We start from the raw sequence: 19,139 nt of genomic DNA, 5'->3' as shown, positions 1-19,139 counted from the left end.
TTATGTGTACGAAACATCAAGGTTGCCAATCTAGCAAAATCAAAACGGCGGTGCCGCTTGGCGCGAGCGAGTCGTGCTGCGCACCAGTGAAATCTTCACTCAACATTTCTCAAGCTGGCGTAGAAGTGTCCGAAAGTTCATGTTGCAGCGGAGGGAGTTGTAGCGCCGACCCTGGTGAGGAAGAAGAGCCCTCAAGGGAGAGTGATTCCTCAATTCGAAACTCGTGGCTTGTGTCAGGTATGGATTGCCCTTCATGTGCGCAAAAGCTTGAGAAGGCTATTACGTCTTTGGAAGGTGTTAACCAAGCAAAAGTCTTATTTGCAACAGAAAAACTGGTTGTCGATTTTGACGATCGCGAGCTGACCTCTACGATAGAGCATACAGCCCAACAAACAGGTTTTCCGCTTTCTTCACTCGATGCTCCAAAACCAAATACCGCAACGAAAGGCTGGCGTGGGGTAGTAAAAGACAACATTCAAATTCTCTCTATTGCTAGTGCGATGGCTGTCGCGGCAATAATTTCTAAGATCGACCCTCAAATAAGCGCTTGGTTATTCACGTTGACCTGCTTACTGGGTTTATACCCAATTGCGCTCAAAGCGTTCAAGTTGGCGCGTAGCGGTACGCCTTTTGCGATTGAAACGTTAATGAGTGTGGCAGCGCTCGGCGCTTTATATTTAGGTGAAACCGCTGAAGCGGCAATGGTGTTATTGCTTTTCCTTATTGGTGAAAAGTTAGAAGCATATGCATCATCCCGAGCTCGAAGTGGTGTCCAAGCGCTAATGGACTTAGTCCCAGAAAATTCAATTTTAATTATTGATGGTGAGCGTAAAGAGGTGCCTGCAGCTCAGCTTAAGCCTGGGGATATTATAGAAGTTGCACCCGGTGGTCGTTTACCTGCGGACGGTGTGTTACAAGACGCGCTTGCAAGTTTTGACGAAAGCGCGTTAACGGGGGAATCCGTTCCCGTTGAGCACCAAACGGGTGGCAAAGTGATGGCCGGGGCTGTAGTTGTCGATAAAGTCGTTCGTTTACAGGTGACCTCTCGTCAAGGCGAGAATGCGATTGACCGAATTCTCCATTTGATTGAAGAAGCAGAATCTCGTAAGGCACCATTAGAACGTTTTCTGGATAAATTCAGCCGTTGGTATACGCCGCTGATGATGTTGGTGTCCCTGATGGTTATCGTCACGCCACCACTGTTGTTTGCTCAACCATGGGAAACGTGGATTTATCGAGGACTTGCCCTGTTACTGATCGCCTGTCCTTGTGCGTTGGTTATTTCAACGCCTGCAGCGATTACTTCTGGCTTGGCGGCTGCGGCGAAGCGGGGGGCATTAATCAAAGGTGGTGCGGCGCTTGAGTTGCTTGGTAAGGTTGAGTCCGTCGCATTTGATAAAACCGGTACATTAACGCAAGGTAAGCCGCAGGTGACCGACGTCTTTGCTTTTGGTGTAGATGAAGACAAGTTACTTAGCCTGACAGCCTCAATCGAAGTTGGCTCAAGCCATCCTCTAGCGGTTTCTTTAGTTAATAAAGTGCAACAGCAGGGGCTTCCTATTCCTGAAGCGCTAGATAAAACCGCGCAAGTGGGCTCTGGTGTCACTGGTTACGTCGATGGGAAAATAGTCCAAGTAGTCACGCCTTCTAAGGCCGATTTCCCACTTTCTCAAGAAACCGAAGAGCGAGTGGTGACGTTGGAACAACAAGGTAAAACGGTTGTTATTGTGCGTTACGATTACGAGGTCATTGGTGTGATTGTATGGCAAGATACATTGCGCCCAGATGCCCAAGAAGCTATCGCTACGTTGAAGGAGCTTGGGATAACGTCGGTGATGCTAACCGGTGACAACCCGAGAAGTGCTGAAGCAATGGCGACCAGAATAGGCTTGGATTATAAAGCAAGCTTATTACCAGCAGATAAAGTGCATTACGTCGAGAAACTATCACAGCAACACACCGTTGCAATGGTGGGAGATGGTATTAATGATGCGCCAGCGATGAAAGCTTCGAGTATCGGTATTGCGATGGGAGGCGGTACGGATGTTGCGCTGGAAACGGCCGACGCGGCAATAACGCACAATCGTCTGATTGAGTTACCTGTCATGATAGAACTATCGCGTGCGACGTTAAGCAATATTCGTCAGAATGTTGCGTTAGCGCTTGGTTTGAAAGGCGTTTTCTTGGTGACAAGTTTATTGGGCATTACGGGTCTATGGGTGGCAGTATTAGCCGACAGCGGCGCAACTGCACTGGTTACGTTAAATGCGTTGAGATTGCTCCGTTTTGAGTCCAAGCAGGCCAAGTGATCTACCTAACTAGCTAATAAAAAGCCCGAGGCATTCGTGTCTCGGGCTTTTTTAACCGTATCGACGAAATCTAATAATATGTTTTAGTTTGTTTTTGAAATCACGCATCGCTATGCAACAAAATGAGCCAAACTCCCCAAAAGTGTGATCATTGCTTGTTTTGGGTGAAATTATAGTTTCATTACATTTTCTCATTGTGATTGTGATCACTCTATGTTGGTGAAAGGTTCGCTACAGTGCATTTGTACCCAATAACTGATTAATGAGCTTATTGTTCATAAAATAAGCCACAATAAGGAGCGACTTATGTCTCAAGCTGTATTTCATTTAGGTGTTACTGAAGCTGATCTTAATGGTGCGACTCTAGCCATCATTCCTGGTGATCCAGCGCGCGTTCAAAAAATCGCAGAACAAATGGAAAACCCAGTATTTCTAGCAAGTCACCGTGAATACACGCTATACCGTGCCGAATTAGACGGTAAACCTGTTGTGGTTTGTTCTACAGGTATTGGTGGCCCTTCTACCTCTATCGCAGTTGAGGAACTCGCGCAACTTGGTGTTCGTACTTTCCTACGTGTTGGTACAACTGGCGCAATTCAACCGCATGTAAACGTAGGTGACATGATCGTAACGACGGGGTCAGTTCGCCTTGACGGTGCGAGCCTGCACTTTGCGCCAATGGAATTCCCAGCAGTTGCTGACTTTGAAGTAGCAACTGCAATGAAAGCGGCAGTAGAAGAGTCTGGCGCTGCGGTTCACATGGGTGTGACGGCTTCAAGTGATACGTTCTACCCAGGTCAAGAGCGCTACGACACGTTCTCTGGTCGCGTTGTTAAGCGTTTCCAAGGTTCTATGCAAGAATGGCAAGACATGGGCGTACTTAACTTTGAGATGGAGTCTGCAACATTGCTGACAATGTGTGCGAGCTCTGGTCTAAAAGCAGGTTGTGTAGCGGGTGTAATCATCAACCGTACACAAAAAGAGATTCCAGATCATTCAACTCTGAAAGAGACGGAAGCTCGTTCAATTAAGGTGGTAGTAGAAGCAGCGCGTAAAATGCTGTAAGCCGCGATAATTGGCATTTTAAACAAACGGAAAAACCAGAGGCACGCCTCTGGTTTTTTTCTATCTATCTAAACCACACTTAAAAATTAGGTATGAAAAAAGCAGCCTGTAACGCTGCTTTTGATCATTTTGAATTCTAGCTTTTATCACTGATACTAGATCTCGTCCGAGCCACCTGCGTCTTTAAACCAAGCCGTTAGGTGTGTTCTTAAGTCTTTAAGCTCATCAGGGCCAATCAGAGCTAGCCCCAAATCTTCCGCACGAGTAATGTCATTGTGACGAAGCGGTCGGAAGCTCACCAGCATTGCACGTGCTTGTAAACCACCTAGCAGATCTCTGAGGGATTCTAGCTTGTACAAGGTGTCATCGCCGTCATCTCGCATACCTTTGGTTTTACACTCAATGATGTGGAGCTTGTTGTTTACCACTGTTGCAACATCCAACTCATTGCGTACTTCACTTTCACCAAGTTTGCGATAAACCTGAACATTCAAAGAGCGATCTTGAATCGTCGGCATCGTATCTTGAATTTGCTTGACCGTGCTGTGTACCAGAGTCTCTAACCATTCACCGTTTGAAAAGCGGCGTGCATCTTCATCTGCAAACGTTAGAACGCCATTCTCATAAGTGGCGATTTGCGCTTCCACTAGGTCCGAAAGCAGCATGTTGAGCTCACGGTAGCCTTGTTGCTTTTCAGAAAGCTCCACATCAAGTTTTTGCTCTTTGCGGCATGTGGTTGCAAGGTAGTTAAGAGTTGCTAAGCCTGGACCAAGCTCAAGCGCATTTGAGGCCCAGCGTTCACCAAGTTCATACAGTTTTTTATCAAGAAGAGGAGGTAAATCAACGTGGTGGAACTCGCCGCGTGCGCCGAAGATGGTAAGGTAGTCAGCAATCGTAATGTGGTCTTCGACTTGAGTATCTTCTTTGCCATCTGGGTATAACCAGCAAAGCTTATCGCTACTTGGCTCAACCACAAAAATTGGCCAGCGATAGGTACGGAAAACCTCGTACACAGACAATAAGCGATGACGAAGACCGCAACTGGCGTTCAATTTCACATCTTCGCCGAGTTCATGGAGATCTTTTGCCAGTTTTTGAATCGCTTGTTTGATCAGCGAAGTATTGACGGCGGATGGGATTTCAAAAAATTCGGAAGTAATGTCTCGTTGCTCTAAAACGGCACTCAGTCGGTCAAATATATCTAACTGGCTCTTGTCTCCGATGAAGACGATATGTGTGCTTAGCGTACGATTATCTAATAGAGGAGTGACCAATCTCACTGGGTCTTGGTCGATAATACCAACATGAACAGCCATAGATTTTCCTTTTTATGAGGCCGCTCGAAAAGAGATGTGCAAAAAGAGATGTGCAAGGGGATGAGCTGGCCATATTAATCATATGTAGACATGGCTGATAAAAAACAAGGGCGACTTAACAAAAAGTCGCCCTTATACAGTTGATTGCACTGATTAATGCTCAAATTTATAAATTATTTATAACTTAAAGCGGTGAACCAATTCATTCTGTTGATGAGCCAAGTGAGTCAGGGATTCACTGGTCTGTGCGATGCTCGACATAGCTTGGAAGCTTTCATCGGCGATACTATTGATATCTTCAATACTGCGTGCAATGTCTGCTGAGGTTTCACTTTGCTCTGCTGCCGCTTGCGAAATATGCGTACTCATTTGGCTGATTTCGATGATTAGCGCTTGAATCTCTTCCATTGAGCTGTTCGCTTTTGATGCTTGCTCAACAGACATCTCCATATCGCTCATACAGCTTTGTATTACTTGATTTGCTGACTGAGAGCTGGATTGCAGATTACTGATCATCGATTCAATTTCAGTGGTGGACTGAGTGGTTCTGGATGCAAGCACACGTACCTCATCGGCCACTACCGCAAAGCCGCGACCTTGCTCGCCAGCGCGAGCCGCTTCAATTGCTGCATTCAATGCCAGTAGGTTAGTTTGTTCAGCAATGTTGCGAATCACATCGAGGATAGAACCAATTTGACCACTCATTTTTTGAAGTTCAGAGACAGCGGAAACGGATTCGTTCAAACGCGTTTCCAGTTGATTTATGGTCGAGATATTGCTGCTCATGACATTTCTGCCTTCTTCAGAGGCAGATTCGACACGCTGCACCATTTCTAGTGAACCTTGTGCACTTTGAGCGACTTCTTGCACTGAGTGAGACATTTCCGTCATTGCGGTCGCAACGTTTGCTGTTTGCTCGCGTTGTGAGCTTAATTTGCTTTGCGCTTGCGAAGACGTGCTTTCGTTTGTTGCTGCGGTCGAAGATAGGTTCTCTGACGCTTCGTTGAGTTTCACTAAGATCTCGTGAAGGCTGTCGGCGAGTGAGTTAATGTGTCCACTCACTCGGCTGAACTCGTTGTTATAGCGAATATCGATACGTTGTGTCATGTCACCTTCAGTCAGGCTTTCAAGCACTTTTAGAATACGAGTCAATGGTTCGCGAACGCTATGCGCGATGTGGTAGCCAATCGCTGTGGCAAGTAGCACGACAACAACGCCAATGATGATGGCTTTCGTCACACCCGCAGAATAAATGTCACCAGCGTCTGCTAACGATTCATTAAGTTTATCCGTTGCGGTTGTCGTAAATTGCTCAAGAATCGCCATGGTTGAATCAACTTTATTCGCTAGGTTGGCGATGTTGTTGTATAGCGCTGCACGAGCATTGAGGTAATTATTGTGCTGGTCTAAGACCCCTCCACGCATTCCCACGTCGTGTGTGAATTGTTCTACCGACTCACCAAATGCTGTTTTTAGTTCAGGTAATTGAGTAACTAAACCACGGAAAGCATAGTTCAAATGAGTCACTGCTTTGCGGTTTTTGGTCACGGCTTGCGTAACAAACTCAGGATCAGAGCTGGCGAGGGCATCAGAGGTTATAACTTCGGCATCTTTTAGCTTAATGAAGTAACTCTTCGCCATGACTTTGACAGAAATGCTGGTTTGATCTGCCACATATTCTTTAAGGCCGACCGACAACTCCGTATTCAGCTTTTGGAAGCGACGTGACGATTTTTGCACTTTTTCTTGCGCAGCGAACATTGCTTCGTAGTTGTCCATGGCTTCAAGAGCTTCAGTAAAATAGCTCTGCTCTAACGTTTTTAATTGTGAAAACGGTTCGGCAAGAGAGGGGTAGATTTGGCTTGCAGTTTCCAGTTGAGCCAAAGTGGATTCGAAACGTTGTTGAGATCTAGCAAATTCCTGACGCATTTCATCCATGCGTTGTTTATTCTCTGTCGTCAGAAAATCTTTAAACGATTTGTCGGCAGAAAGCAGTTCAACACTGGTTTGGTTAGATAACGATACCAGAGGTAGGGATGATTTAGACACGGTGCCAAACTTCCCGTGAATATCACTCATTCCTCCCATCATAATGGCAATTGTGACGGCAAATAGGATGATGATCAGAGCAAAGCCCGCATACATCCTTTTAATAACTGAACCTCGCATAAGTGAGCTTCCTCTCCCCAAAATAGACAAGCTACCCAAGAATTTTGAGCTTACTTGGGTATAAAAATAATAATTGTCTTAAAAAAGTAACAAAATTCATTGGATTGTATTGAGTTTGTGACGCGCATTTTATGACGCACACGACAAAAAAAGCTTCGTTAATTAGCGTTTGATTAATAATGTTAAGTGAACACTGTTTTTATTGAGCTCCGCTTTTGGTTGGCGCATACTAATTGGGGTCTAATTACCTTTATAAAATGGAGTTCTCATGGCGGAAGAAACGATCTTTAGTAAAATTATTCGTAAGGAAATCCCTGCCGATATTCTTTATCAAGATGAGTTGGTGACTGCGTTTCGCGATATTAACCCGCGCACACCGAGCCATATTCTCATTATTCCGAATAAATTGATCCCAACAACGAATGATGTTGAAGCTGAAGATGAAGCAATGATGGGGCGTTTGTTCACTGTTGCTAAAAAACTGGCGAAAGAGGAAGGCATTGCGGAAGACGGCTATCGCCTGATCGTTAATTGTAACCCGCACGGTGGCCAAGAGGTTTACCATATTCACATGCACCTATTAGGCGGTCGTCCTCTAGGTCCAATGGTATTGAGCTAAGCTTTAAAAAGTGGGTGGCGCAGTTCACCCACTTCTTTTCCTGTCGAATGACACATTTGTGGAGATAAATGTGAAACTAGGTGTAAAGCTGTTAGGGCTGATGAGCTGGGCTTTAATGGTCTCTGGCTGCACGAATTTGTCTGCGGGCAATCTGTTTAGTCACTACAGCAACCAGAATCAAGAAGTTTATCAAGCCGTTGTTGCAGGGGAATATGCGAAAGCGAAACAACTTCAATCGAGCGAAGTGGGTGGCGAGATACTTGGCAACTTTGAAAAGGGCCGTATTTCTTTTCTTGCTGAAGATTACCCGACAAGTTTGAAAGCGCTGGAAAATGGTGATCGTGCCGTTCGTGTTCAGCAAGATCGCGCGACTATTTCTGTGTCAGAAACGGCAACGAGCGTCGGCTCTCTCGCAGTGAACGACAATCTCCAAGATTATCATCCCGCCGATTATGAACTTGGCTTTCTGCACCTTTATCTCGGGCTAAACTATTTACAGAAAAACGATTTGGAAGGGGCGCTTGTTGAAGTGCGTCGAGCCAATCAAGTTCAGGAAGCGGCAAGAAAGGCGCGTGAAAAAGAACTAAAAGCAGCAGAAAAAGACCTGAAAAAGCAAGGCATGTCTGCCAATTTAGGCAGTGTGTTGGCGAGCTACCCTGATGCTGGTAAAAAACTAAGCGCAGTACAAAACGGCTATTTGTTCTATCTTTCTGGCTTGTTATATGAAGCGTCACGAGATTTAAACAGTGCTTATGTTGATTACCGACGAGCACTCGCTGTGATGCCAGACAACAAACAAGTTGTTGAAAGCACGTTGTACGCCGCTAAGAAACTAGGCATGCGTGAAGACTTACGCATGCTAGAGAAACGGTATGGTAAAGCACCTTCTGGGTTAGCTCAGTCTCAAGGTCGAGTCATCATTATTGATGAACAAGGCGTAGTGGAGGCTTTGAAAGGTTGGCGTATTGATCTACCGATTTACGACAGTCGCGATAATGGGGCCATTTATTCGTTGGCGCTTCCTTATTATCCGAATCGGGGTGCTCAACGTTTTAGCGATGTGGTTTTAAATGGTCAGGTATTGCCTTCTAGCACGCTGACTGATGTTAATGCGATGGCACAAAACGATCTTAATGAACGTCTGACTACAATGGTGATCCGTCAAGCTCTTCGCGTTTGGGCAAAAGATCGAATCCGAAAAGAGGCGGCGAAAAAAGGCGATGATGTGGGTAACATACTTTTCAATGTATGGAACACATTGACCGAGCAGCCGGATACGAGAAGTTGGCAAACATTACCAGCGCAAGTGAAAACGGCATCAAAAGTCGTGAAACCGGGAACACAAAGTTTAAACTTGGGTGATCAAACCTATCAGTTTGAAGTGCCTGCACAGCAGACTACATTGGTATGGGTATCTCGTCAGGGAACACACTCAACCGTGTGGCATAAACAGCTAGGGAGACTGTAATGAAAGCATGGCTTATTTGTTTAGCAATGGCTATTGGTTTAGTTGGATGCGCCGAAAACACGGCTGGTATTCGAATTGATGGTCAAACGCAAAAAGTATTTTTTAATGATAACGTTTTGGGTAGTCGCTTATTAGTTGACAACATCACCACCACTTACGTTGATGATCGTCCACGTGGAGTAGTGCAACTAAGCAGTAACTATAAAGGTGACCAGCACATTCTTTACCGCTTCTATTGGTATGACAATAATGGTTTAGAAGTGAATACCAAGCCTGGCCCATGGCGCAAAATGATTGTGCGAGGGTTTGAGCAAGTCACGTTATCTGAAGTTACTGTGAATCCAAATGGCACCAAATTCCGTGTTCAAATTAGAGAAGCACAAGACAATTAATCTTAACGGCTTTGCCGAAGCTGCCGCGCTAACGATGCGCTGGTATTGAAAAACTAAGGAACTCTCATGAAAAAAAGTATTATTGCTCTTTTAGGTCTTGCCGTCATTTTGGGTGGCTGTTCTAACAAAGTCTCTTACGGCGATGCGCAAGCAACAGAAACCACGACTATCGATTTTGGCTCAACAGATTTACAAAAAATCGCGGCTGAAATGGTGGATAGCATGATGATGTCGGGTTCTGTAGCAGCAATTACTCGTGATCAACGTCCTATCGTTTTTGTTGAGCGAATTAAGAACAAGACCAGTGAACACATTGACACTGAATCCATTACCGACACTATTTCTACTAAGATGCTGAACTCTGGTAAGTTCCGCTTTGTTGATATGGATCGTGTTGAGTCTGTGCGTGAACAGCTTAACTTCCAAAACACGGATGAGCTGGTTAACCAAAGCACAGCGATCCAATTTGGTAAAATGGTGGGTGCGCAATACATGCTTTACGGTAACCTATCTAGCATCGTCAAAAATGCAGGTAGCGATAAAGATGTATACTACAAGATGACCATGCGCCTAATGGACCTAGAAACAGGTTTGATTGAGTGGGCGGATGAAACGGAAATTCGTAAAGCGCAATCGAAGAGCTTATTCGGTCTTTAATCGATACTGATGGAGAAGTCATCAATGGCATGGTTTTCTTGGCAACAAGCAAAACAGTTAGATCCGAGTCTTAATGCTCTCGATGGCTTCTTTACTGAGCCTCCGGTAAAAGTTCAAACCGTTACCGGGGGGCTAACCAACCGTTGTTGGCGGTTGGAATCCTCTCAAGGCCTTGTATACATCTGGCGACCGACCAGTAATGTTTGCAAGGCTTTTTCAATTTCTCGCCACAATGAATATCAAGTTCTGAATGCTATCTCTTCGTTAGAAATTGGCCCCAAGCCAGTATTTATCCACGAGCAAGGTTTACTGGTGGAATGGATCGAAGGGCAAGCACTTTCGGATGTAGGGCTACCAGTAAGAGATTTATTATCCACTGCGGCTACCATTCATCAGCACCCGATCAGCGCGCTCCCTTTGGTTCCATTTTCTTATATTTCTCGCATCGATCATTATTGGCTTGAGCTTGATGGTCAGTATGCGGATACGGAATTTGAGGCTCTATACATGAAGTGGCGCTCGGAACCGAGTGTAGCGCCGGTTCCACTAGCTCTTTGTCACTTTGACCTGGGGTGTTACAACCTCGTTCGGGGAGAGAGTGGGGTGAAAGTCATTGATTGGGAGTATGCTGGTATTGCTGACCCTAGGCTTGATTTGACCTTGACTATTCAAGTCGCGGATGCGCCTGTGGAAGAGGCGGTGAAACAGTATTGCCAAATTCGAGGTATCGAAGATGCGTCTCTTTGGTTAAGTGGTGTACAGGCGTGGCAGCCAAGAACCCTAGTGATGGCGATGCTTTGGTATTTACTGGCCTATAAATTGTGGGGAGATGAGCAATACTTAAACAGTGCGCATGAGTTGAAAGGCTCATTGTGTATGGAAGATCACTGTTTTGAGAACTCGTGATATTTTCCCCTTTAACAGTAAGGAAATAGTGGTAGTTTTAATAAAAGTACCAGATACACACAGGGAGAGGTACACATGATTATTTACTTACACGGCTTTGACAGTACAAGCCCGGGTAACCACGAAAAAGTTCTTCAACTGCAATTCATCGACGACGACGTTCGTTTTATTAATTACAGCACCCTTCACCCAAAGCACGACATGCAACACTTGTTAAAAGAGGTGTCTAAAGTTATCGATCAATCGGATGATCCAAACCCGTTAATCTGTGGGGTTGGTTTAGGTGGTTATTGGTCTGAACGAATTGGTTTTCTATGCGGTATCAAACAAGTGATGTTTAACCCGAACTTGCACCCAGAAAAAACGATGGCTGGTCGAATCGATCGCCCAGAAGAGTACGAAGATATCGCAACAAAATGTGTTGATCAGTTTCGAGCGAAAAATCAGGCGCACTGCTTGGTGATTTTATCCAAAGATGATGAAGTGCATGACAATGCGAAAACTGCAGCTGAGTTAGAAAAATACTATCAAATCATTTGGGACGAAACGCAGTCCCACAAGTTCAAAAAGATCTCTCAACATTTACAAGCGATGAAGGCATTTAAAAATACTTAAGAGTGTTTGAGTGTGAACAGTAAAGCGGCATTTTTTATCGGCTGCTTTGCTGCGACCCCCTATTGTGAGTATGCCGAGTCACTTTCTCTTTAAAGGCCTCATTTTCTTGGTTTAGCGCTTAGAATATTGTGTTCTCCTTACCGTTTTCTTACTTCCATCCTATGTGGCACGAATACCTTGTTGTAGAGTAGTCGAAAAGTAGTCAATCCGTACTCGTCACACGGATTTTGGTTGCCTTCAAAGTACGTCTCTATATAATGAACCAGACTAAAATAATTTGATAAATATCAAAAAAAATTGAGAGCGAGTAATAAACTTGCCCAAAAATCTCTGGCGTCGTATGCGTACCAGACAAATATGCTGATTCCTAACAAGTTATTGATAGATAAAGAATAAAATTAGGCAGCAGTTTTTAATCCAAATAAATTGAGACACCTCTAAGAACCAAGAATTCATCGGTTGGATGGATGCCACAAATGTTTGTGAGTCATGCATCGAGCTGAACCCCATATATTCATTTTTGTAGAGGAAAATCATTGTGACACGCATTATCGTTGTAGGCGGCGGTGCTGGTGGTCTTGAGTTGGCAACTAAGCTTGGCCGAACTCTAGGTCGCAAGAACCGTGCGCAAATTACGCTAGTAGATCGTAAAGCGAGCCACTTGTGGAAGCCATTATTGCATGAAGTTGCAACTGGCTCTTTGGACGAAGGGGTGGATGCTCTGAGTTATCGAGCTCATGCAAAAAACCACAGCTTCGACTTCCAAATGGGTAGCCTTCAAGACATCGACCGCGAACGTAAAGTGATCATCTTAAGTGAGCTTAAAGATGAGCATGGTGAGCTTCTGATGCCAAGCCGCGAGCTAGAATACGACATTCTGGTCATGGCGATTGGTTCAACATCAAACGACTTCAACACTCCTGGCGTTCGTGAGAATTGTATTTTCCTAGACAGTCCAGAACAAGCGCACCGTTTCCGCACAGAAATGAACAATGAGTTCCTAAAACTGCACGCGAAAAACGGTAACGGTACGGTGGATATCGCGATTGTTGGTGCTGGTGCAACTGGCGTTGAACTATCAGCTGAGTTACATAATGCTGTTAAAGAGCTGCGCACTTACGGCTTTGGCGATCTTGACTCTAGCAAGTTGAACGTCAATCTGATTGAAGCAGGTGAGCGTATTTTACCAGCGTTACCTCCACGTATTTCTTCTGCTGCTCATCAGGAGCTGGTGAAGTTGGGCGTAAATGTACGCACGGCAACCATGGTGACTAAAGCTGAAAAAGATGGCCTCACCACGAAAGATGGTGAGAAGATCCCGGCACAAATCATGGTTTGGGCTGCGGGTATTAAAGCACCAGATTTTATTAAAGATATCGCTGGTTTAGAAACGAACCGTATCAACCAGCTGGTAGTGAAAAATACACTACAAACGACGCGTGATGATGACATTTTCGTTATTGGTGACTTAGCACAATGTACTCAGGCTGATGGTTCGTTTGTTCCACCACGTGCGCAAGCTGCGCACCAAATGGCAAGCCAAGCATTCAGCAACATCGTTGCGAAGATCAACGGACGCGAGCTGAAAGATTATGTGTATAAAGATCACGGCTCATTGGTGTCTCTAAGCCGTTTCTCTACCGTTGGTAGTTTGATGGGCAACCTAACCAAAGGGTCGATGATGGTAGAAGGCCGTATTGCACGTGTCGTTTATATCTCGTTATATCGAATGCACCTGATGGCGTTGCACGGCGTATTTAAAACCGGACTGATGATGCTTGTGGGCCGTATCAACCGAGTACTGCGTCCAAACCTTAAGCTTCACTAAGACGCTAAATTCACATCTACGCGGATTGCGCGGATGCTGTATCTTCGAAATATAAAAAGCCACCGCAAGTCGGTGGCTTTTTATTTATGTTAGATCTGCCGGTAAAAGTGAGTACACAACACCATCCTTAGGCTTACCATGAAAAATAAACCGGTTTCTGGCGATGGTTTCTTTTTGTGCACCGACTGACTCAATTAAGGTTTGGCTTGCTTCGTTGTCGGGGTCACAGACAATTTCCAGTCGAGTTAAACTCAGCTTTGCAAAGCAGAATTCAGCCAAGGCTCTAACTGCTTCTTGAGCATAGCCCTGTCGTTGATAGCGGTCAGCAACCCAGTAGCCAATACTTGCCATATTAAACGTGTGATATAACTCGTTTACGGCGGCCATTCCTACTAAAGTGTTACTTTGTCGTTCATAGATACCGAAACCGAAAGCTTCTGTTTTTACCCAGTTAAGTCGGGTTGCCAACAGGAAGTCCTGTGCATCTTTCAACGTAACGTTTTGATTACACCAATCTAGCCACTGGTGTAGGGAAGGGGATTCTGCAAGCAAACGTTGTAGTAAGTGAGCTTCTTCAGAAGGGATGAGCTTGAGCGCTAAGCGGGGCGCAATGATTTCAAAATCTGGACTCATGAACTGATACGACTTCCATGTTGAGTGTAAGTAATTTGAAAACTGTCTATTTCATACTGTAACGCAGTTATTTTCCTTGCTCTGCGTTGGTTAGGAATAACTGAGGACATAACAGATAAAAACAAAGCGCAGCAAATGCTGCGCTTTGTTGAATCACTCGTGCTTATCGAACGCGACGAACTTGAATGATCATGCCCATCAATGGGTTGTCTAGGTAATGAGTCTCACTACTACGCATACGGCGTTTTTGATCCATTCGATAGCTCTTGAGGAACTTTTCTTCTGTTATTGTAGGGGAGATTTCCGCCAAGTTACCCACTTGAACATTACCATCGACCTCACCTAAATCATCCGCCAATTGCTCGGTTGAAGTTGGTTCAAAACGCACTTCTCTAACACTTGGCTCGCGCAGGTCTAGTGTCGTTTCAGCGAATAGATAATGCTGCACGTAAATTTGGAATCGACCGTCTAGTTCATACAAAGGACCGTTGACTGTCTCTTCACTGTAACCGTCAGTGGAAAATGTCTGAGTACTGCCATTGATTGGACTACCATCTGCGTGATAAGAATCAGAAAAATCTCGTCCACCAACAATACGGAAAATTGGGGCGCTAGATTTGCCTCGGTCACCTTGACGCCATGCTACGTGTTTAAGCACTTTAAACCCTGCATGGTTGTTTAATGCCGCTTCTTGCGCATTCAGGCGGAAAGATGAGCGTGGCAGTAGTGTTACACCTTTAGAGCGACGGTATGATTCACTCTCTAAGCTGCCGACATTTTCCATATCGATTTTTGGCAGTTGATTCGGCCAAGATTCAGTGGTGCTTTCAGCGTCGACTGCTCGCTTGAAAATGATCACTTCAATATCAAATTGACGCTGTGCCCAAGAAGGCATTGAGACACATAGAAGCAATAACGGGATCAGTATTCTCATTCGACTATTAGCTCGTTGGTAATAAATTCTGTTTAAAATCATTCAATAAGTCTTGAACAAACTGAATGCGTTTACGTCGGTCCGCCAATGGTACGCTAAACTTGAACTTAGTTGGACCTTCCATTGCAAATTTTTGCGGCTGTGATTGCAGCAGTTTAACCAAATACGCTGGATTTATGTCAGCATCAGGGTAAAACTCGATAAATCCGCCTTTATCATGGGCTTCTATCTTTTTCGCTTTTAGGCTACCAGCCGAAATTTTCAATTCTGAGACAGCAAGTAAGTTCTTCGTCGCGTCTGGAAGCAGTCCAAATCGATCGATAAGTTCCACTTTGAGCTCTGAGAGTTCTTCACCACTCGTAACGCTTGCAATACGTTTGTACATCGACAGTCGTGTATTCACATCCGGGATGTAATCGTCTGGCAAGAGCGCTGGGATTCGCATTTCAACTTCAGTTTGTTCACGAAGCAGCTCGTCCAAAGAAGGTTCTTTACCTTCTTTCAATGCTTGGACTGCTTGTTCCAGCATTTCCATGTACAGTGTAAAACCAACCGATTGAATTTGCCCACTTTGCTCGTCACCAAGCAGTTCACCAGCCCCACGGATTTCCAAGTCGTGAGTTGCTAGAGTAAAGCCTGCGCCTAAGTCTTCCAGTGAAGCTATCGCATCAAGACGCTTGATAGCATCTTTGGTCATGGCTTTTGGATGTGGCGTTAATAAGTAAGCATAGGCTTGATGATGAGAGCGTCCAACACGGCCACGCAATTGGTGCAGTTGCGCTAAACCAAGGTTGTCTGCACGATCCATAATAATGGTATTCGCCGTTGGTACGTCGATACCGGTCTCGATGATCGTTGTACACACCAACACATTAAAGCGCTGGTGGTAGAAATCATTCATGATGCGCTCCAGTTCGCGCTCACGCATTTGACCATGTGCCACGGTAATTCGTGCTTCAGGAATAAGCTTTTGCAAGTCTTCCGCGGTTTTCTCGATAGTCTCTACCTGATTGTGCAGGAAGTAAACCTGACCACCACGCATGATTTCACGCAGTACCGCCTCACGGACCACAGATTCTTCTCTTTGACGAACAAAGGTTTTGATGGCTAAACGACGCGCTGGAGGTGTCGCGATGATCGACAGATCGCGCATGCCACTCATGGCCATATTCAGGGTACGTGGAATTGGTGTTGCGGTGAGGGTAAGAATATCCACATCTGCACGCATTGCTTTGACTTTTTCTTTTTGACGAACCCCGAAGCGGTGTTCCTCATCAACGATCAACAAACCTAAATCTTTGAATTTAATGTCGCTTGAAAGCAGCTTATGCGTACCGACGACAATATCGACCTTACCATCGGCAACGTCTTGCAAAATGACTTTTTGTTCTTTGGCAGACTTAAAGCGAGACAGTACTTCAACTCGGATTGGTAAGTTGGCAAAACGGTCACGGAAGTTTTCGAAATGCTGCTGAGCAAGCAGGGTTGTCGGTACTAGTACGGCGACCTGTTTACTGTTATCCGTTGCGACAAATGCTGCGCGCATAGCAACTTCCGTTTTACCAAAGCCCACGTCACCACACACTAAGCGATCCATCGCTTTTGCTTGGCACATGTCTGACAAGACGGCATTGATGGCCATCGCTTGGTCATCCGTTTCTTCAAATGGGAACGTTGCTTTAAACGTTGCGTATTGCCCACGATCTAGCTCAAATTTGAAGCCCGGTTTTAATTCTCGTTTAGCGTAAACATCCAGCAACTCAGCCGCGACATCACGCACTTTTTCTGCCGCTTTACGACGTGCTTTTGCCCAAGCCTCGCCACCCAATTTATGCAGTGGTGCACTTTCTTCAGCACCGCCTGAATAACGGCTAATAAGGTTTAGTGATGAAACTGGTACGTAGAGCTTGGCATCGTTTTGATACTCAAGGGTTACGTATTCCGTTTTCATGCCACCAGCTTCAAGTGTTTGCAAACCGATGTAGCGGCCAATGCCGTGATCAATATGAACCACGGGTTGACCGGGTTTCAATTCCGCAAGGTGGCGAATAACGGTGTCACTGTTGACTGCTTTTTTATCTTTGCGGCGTCGCTGGATAACGCGGTCACCGAGAAGATCACTTTCACAGATCAGAGCGAAGTTCAGCTCTTCGTGAATGAAACCATGCTCTGCAGCGCCTAAGATCAAACTGAAGCGATCACCCGAATCTAGAGCTTGGTAAAGTGAACCATGTACGACTGGGCGAACTTTGATGCCTTGCAACAGTTCTGTTAGTGCTTCACGACGACCTTCCGACTCTACCGAGAAAACAATTTTGCCGCTGAATTGCTCACTGAATTGACGAAGACGCGAAAGCGGTTCTTTATTTTGTTGCTGAACGCCAAGCTCGGCTAACGATTGTACTGGTAGGTTTTGACGACCAGCACGCTTAACCACTTTCTCTAGGCTCAATTGAGCCATAGGGAGCTGTTTTAGTTGGCTGAAGAGTTCGTCTTTTTTCAGCCAAAGTTGTTCAGGAGTCAAAAGAGGACGTAGTGGATCAACTTTTTTCTGGTCGTACCGATATTCGACATCGGTTAAGAAAGTATCGACCGCAGATTCAATATCACCATATGTGATGACTTGAGAGTCTTCTGGCAAATATTCAAATAAAGTCTCGGTATGGTCAAAAAACAGCGGTTGCCAATACTCAATACCCGCGGGCCAAGTGCCTTTGGTCACTTGCATGTAGATCGACTCTGGCTCTCGGCGTGCTTCAAATTGGGTGCGCCAACGTGTACGAAAATCCTCAATCGCTTCTTTAGTGGTTGGGAACTCATGCGCGGGCAGCAATTGGATTTGCTGAATATCGTCGATAGAGCGTTGGTTCTCTGGATCAAAGGTGCGAATGGTATCTATCTCATCATCAAAGAAGTCGATGCGATACGGGTCATCGCTGCCCATAGGAAAGAGATCCAGAATCGACCCACGGCTCGCGTATTCACCTGGCCCAAATACTTGGTCTACGTGGCGGTAGCCCGAATTTTCAAGTTGTACACGTAGCTTCTCAAGCGAGAGTCGATCACCAGTTTTCACCATTAAAGTGTGTTGCAACAGAAAATCACGTGGCGATTGGCGTTGCAATACTGTACTGACCGGGACGATGGTTATGCCATCACGTTGGCTTGGCAGTTGGTATAGGCGCGCGATACGTTCAGAGATGATTTCTTGATGCGGAGAAAAGTTATCATAAGGCAGCGTTTCCCAATCAGGGAACAGGCTTACTGTTTGGTCGGTGAATTGTTCAATCTCCGCTTGAAGTTTTAAAGCGATTTGCGGGTCAGGCACGACGAGTAGCGAGTGACTCGAATGCTGCTTGGCTAGCTCAGCAATAGCTAGAGGTAGAGCCGCGCCCGGTAAATTACCTAGCTGTTTTTTGTCGCCACGCTCAGAAGGATTGGTGACGGAAAGAATCGTTGCTTTTGTCATAGGAGTTATTTTTTATCTCGCTCCATCGAGCGCTGACGTAAAAGTTTTTGTTGTTGATATAGTGCCGCTTTTATCAGCAAATCTTGGTCAGATTCACGTAGCATCTTATATCTAAGAGTGATAATGAAATCTTGCTCTGAAGCCTCACATTCTTCTACTTGAGCGTAACCGTAAATCGCTGCAGCAGGATGATCGAGAAACAGTTTAACACGAACGAGTTGTTGGGCAGATAGCGCTGTATCTGAACGGTAACTGAGTTGGCTGGCGCCAAACTTTGTGGTTTGGTATCGAATGGAGGCGTCATCTTGTTGTGAAAGCATAAAGCTCAACAAGAGGTTAAGTTTCGCGTTTTGCGTATCAAGCAAGTTAATCACATGCTTTAAATCTTTGTTTTTTAGCTCTAGACGTGCATTGTCTGCCAACATATCTAGATGGCTAAATTCGCTGGCAACAATAAACGGTGCTGGAATTTCGGAGACAAAGGTTTCTTCATCTGGCAAAGCAAAATCCGCACTCAACGTTTCGACGTTGATAGTGAGATTATGATGGACGGTAAAGTATTCTTGCTCTGTCATATAGTCGGTCCTTTTGCCAGCGAGCGCTCCCTGTTCACTCAACAAACAAAGAGAAGTAGGGCACTGATTATCGCTAACTGAATGAAGTTATCAAGTTTACCTGATTTGTCCTTGAACTTTTTGCCCTAAATACAGACTTATTGCATGTCGTTGACAAATTTAGCGATTCTCTTGTCTTCTTAAT

15 protein-coding genes are annotated in these 19,139 nt (G+C 45.2%); 9 read left to right on the top strand and 6 right to left on the bottom strand.

The window, feature by feature from the left end; translation table 11 throughout:
• Positions 1-2: 2 nt before the first annotated feature.
• Positions 3-2,309 carry a zinc/cadmium/mercury/lead-transporting ATPase gene (locus FKN16_RS06300; protein ID WP_170902305.1) on the top strand — a complete coding sequence of 769 codons (2,307 nt, stop codon included), beginning with the start codon at positions 3-5 and terminating at the stop codon, positions 2,307-2,309.
• A gap of 306 nt (positions 2,310-2,615) precedes the next feature.
• Positions 2,616-3,374 carry a uridine phosphorylase gene (gene udp / locus FKN16_RS06295; protein ID WP_012842006.1) on the top strand — a complete coding sequence of 253 codons (759 nt, stop codon included), beginning with the start codon at positions 2,616-2,618 and terminating at the stop codon, positions 3,372-3,374.
• A gap of 155 nt (positions 3,375-3,529) precedes the next feature.
• Here udp and FKN16_RS06290 read toward each other — a convergent pair whose 3' ends face one another.
• Together FKN16_RS06290 and FKN16_RS06285 are read right to left on the bottom strand one after the other, a co-directional pair.
• Positions 3,530-4,690, bottom strand: coding sequence for a DUF1887 family protein (locus FKN16_RS06290; protein ID WP_170902304.1), 1,161 nt, complete (start codon positions 4,688-4,690; stop codon positions 3,530-3,532).
• A 177-nt stretch (positions 4,691-4,867) separates the two neighbouring features.
• A complete protein-coding gene (locus FKN16_RS06285) occupies positions 4,868-6,859 on the bottom strand; it encodes a methyl-accepting chemotaxis protein (RefSeq protein WP_170902303.1) in 1,992 nt (663 codons plus the stop codon).
• A 268-nt stretch (positions 6,860-7,127) separates the two neighbouring features.
• Here FKN16_RS06285 and hinT point away from each other — a divergent pair, with 268 nt between their 5' ends.
• The 7 genes from hinT to FKN16_RS06250 all read left to right on the top strand — a co-directional run bounded on the left by hinT (position 7,128) and on the right by FKN16_RS06250 (position 13,344).
• Positions 7,128-7,478, top strand: coding sequence for a purine nucleoside phosphoramidase (gene hinT, locus FKN16_RS06280; protein ID WP_005390611.1), 351 nt, complete (start codon positions 7,128-7,130; stop codon positions 7,476-7,478).
• A gap of 70 nt (positions 7,479-7,548) precedes the next feature.
• Positions 7,549-8,946, top strand: a complete 1,398-nt coding sequence (locus FKN16_RS06275) for a hypothetical protein (protein ID WP_170902302.1) — start codon at positions 7,549-7,551, stop codon at positions 8,944-8,946.
• Positions 8,946-9,338: a YcfL family protein gene (locus FKN16_RS06270; protein ID WP_005390620.1), complete on the top strand. Its 393-nt coding sequence runs from the start codon at positions 8,946-8,948 to the stop codon at positions 9,336-9,338. The genes FKN16_RS06275 and FKN16_RS06270 overlap by 1 nt, the downstream gene beginning before the upstream one ends.
• Before the next feature lie 66 nt (positions 9,339-9,404).
• The gene (gene lpoB, locus FKN16_RS06265; protein WP_005378467.1) at positions 9,405-9,995 is read left to right on the top strand and encodes a penicillin-binding protein activator LpoB; all 591 of its coding nucleotides are present in this window, start codon (positions 9,405-9,407) and stop codon (positions 9,993-9,995) included.
• 24 nt (positions 9,996-10,019) lie between these two features.
• The gene (thiK, locus tag FKN16_RS06260; protein WP_170891669.1) at positions 10,020-10,901 is read left to right on the top strand and encodes a thiamine kinase; all 882 of its coding nucleotides are present in this window, start codon (positions 10,020-10,022) and stop codon (positions 10,899-10,901) included.
• 75 nt (positions 10,902-10,976) lie between these two features.
• Positions 10,977-11,516 carry an alpha/beta hydrolase YcfP gene (ycfP, locus tag FKN16_RS06255; RefSeq protein ID WP_047008528.1) on the top strand — a complete coding sequence of 180 codons (540 nt, stop codon included), beginning with the start codon at positions 10,977-10,979 and terminating at the stop codon, positions 11,514-11,516.
• A gap of 538 nt (positions 11,517-12,054) precedes the next feature.
• Positions 12,055-13,344 (top strand): NAD(P)/FAD-dependent oxidoreductase, encoded by a 1,290-nt coding sequence (locus FKN16_RS06250; protein ID WP_005390626.1) that lies wholly within the window; start codon positions 12,055-12,057, stop codon positions 13,342-13,344.
• An 84-nt stretch (positions 13,345-13,428) separates the two neighbouring features.
• Here FKN16_RS06250 and FKN16_RS06245 read toward each other — a convergent pair whose 3' ends face one another.
• The 4 genes from FKN16_RS06245 to FKN16_RS06230 all read right to left on the bottom strand — a co-directional run bounded on the left by FKN16_RS06245 (position 13,429) and on the right by FKN16_RS06230 (position 18,955).
• Positions 13,429-13,977, bottom strand: coding sequence for a GNAT family protein (locus FKN16_RS06245; protein ID WP_048626173.1), 549 nt, complete (start codon positions 13,975-13,977; stop codon positions 13,429-13,431).
• A gap of 163 nt (positions 13,978-14,140) precedes the next feature.
• Positions 14,141-14,911 carry a peptidoglycan binding protein CsiV gene (locus FKN16_RS06240; RefSeq protein ID WP_074191059.1) on the bottom strand — a complete coding sequence of 257 codons (771 nt, stop codon included), beginning with the start codon at positions 14,909-14,911 and terminating at the stop codon, positions 14,141-14,143.
• Between the two features lie 7 nt (positions 14,912-14,918).
• Complete coding sequence (mfd, locus tag FKN16_RS06235; RefSeq protein WP_114322530.1) at positions 14,919-18,380, bottom strand: transcription-repair coupling factor; 3,462 nt, start codon at positions 18,378-18,380, stop codon at positions 14,919-14,921.
• A gap of 5 nt (positions 18,381-18,385) precedes the next feature.
• Positions 18,386-18,955, bottom strand: coding sequence for a PilZ domain-containing protein (locus FKN16_RS06230; RefSeq protein ID WP_114322529.1), 570 nt, complete (start codon positions 18,953-18,955; stop codon positions 18,386-18,388).
• Between the last annotated feature and the right edge of the window lie 184 nt (positions 18,956-19,139).

Source organism: Vibrio sp. 11-4(1) (genome assembly GCF_013048625.1).
Classification (GTDB): domain Bacteria; phylum Pseudomonadota; class Gammaproteobacteria; order Enterobacterales; family Vibrionaceae; genus Vibrio; species Vibrio diabolicus.
Note: the sequence above shows the minus strand (reverse complement) of the source record. Positions and strands in the feature narration are given on the sequence as shown.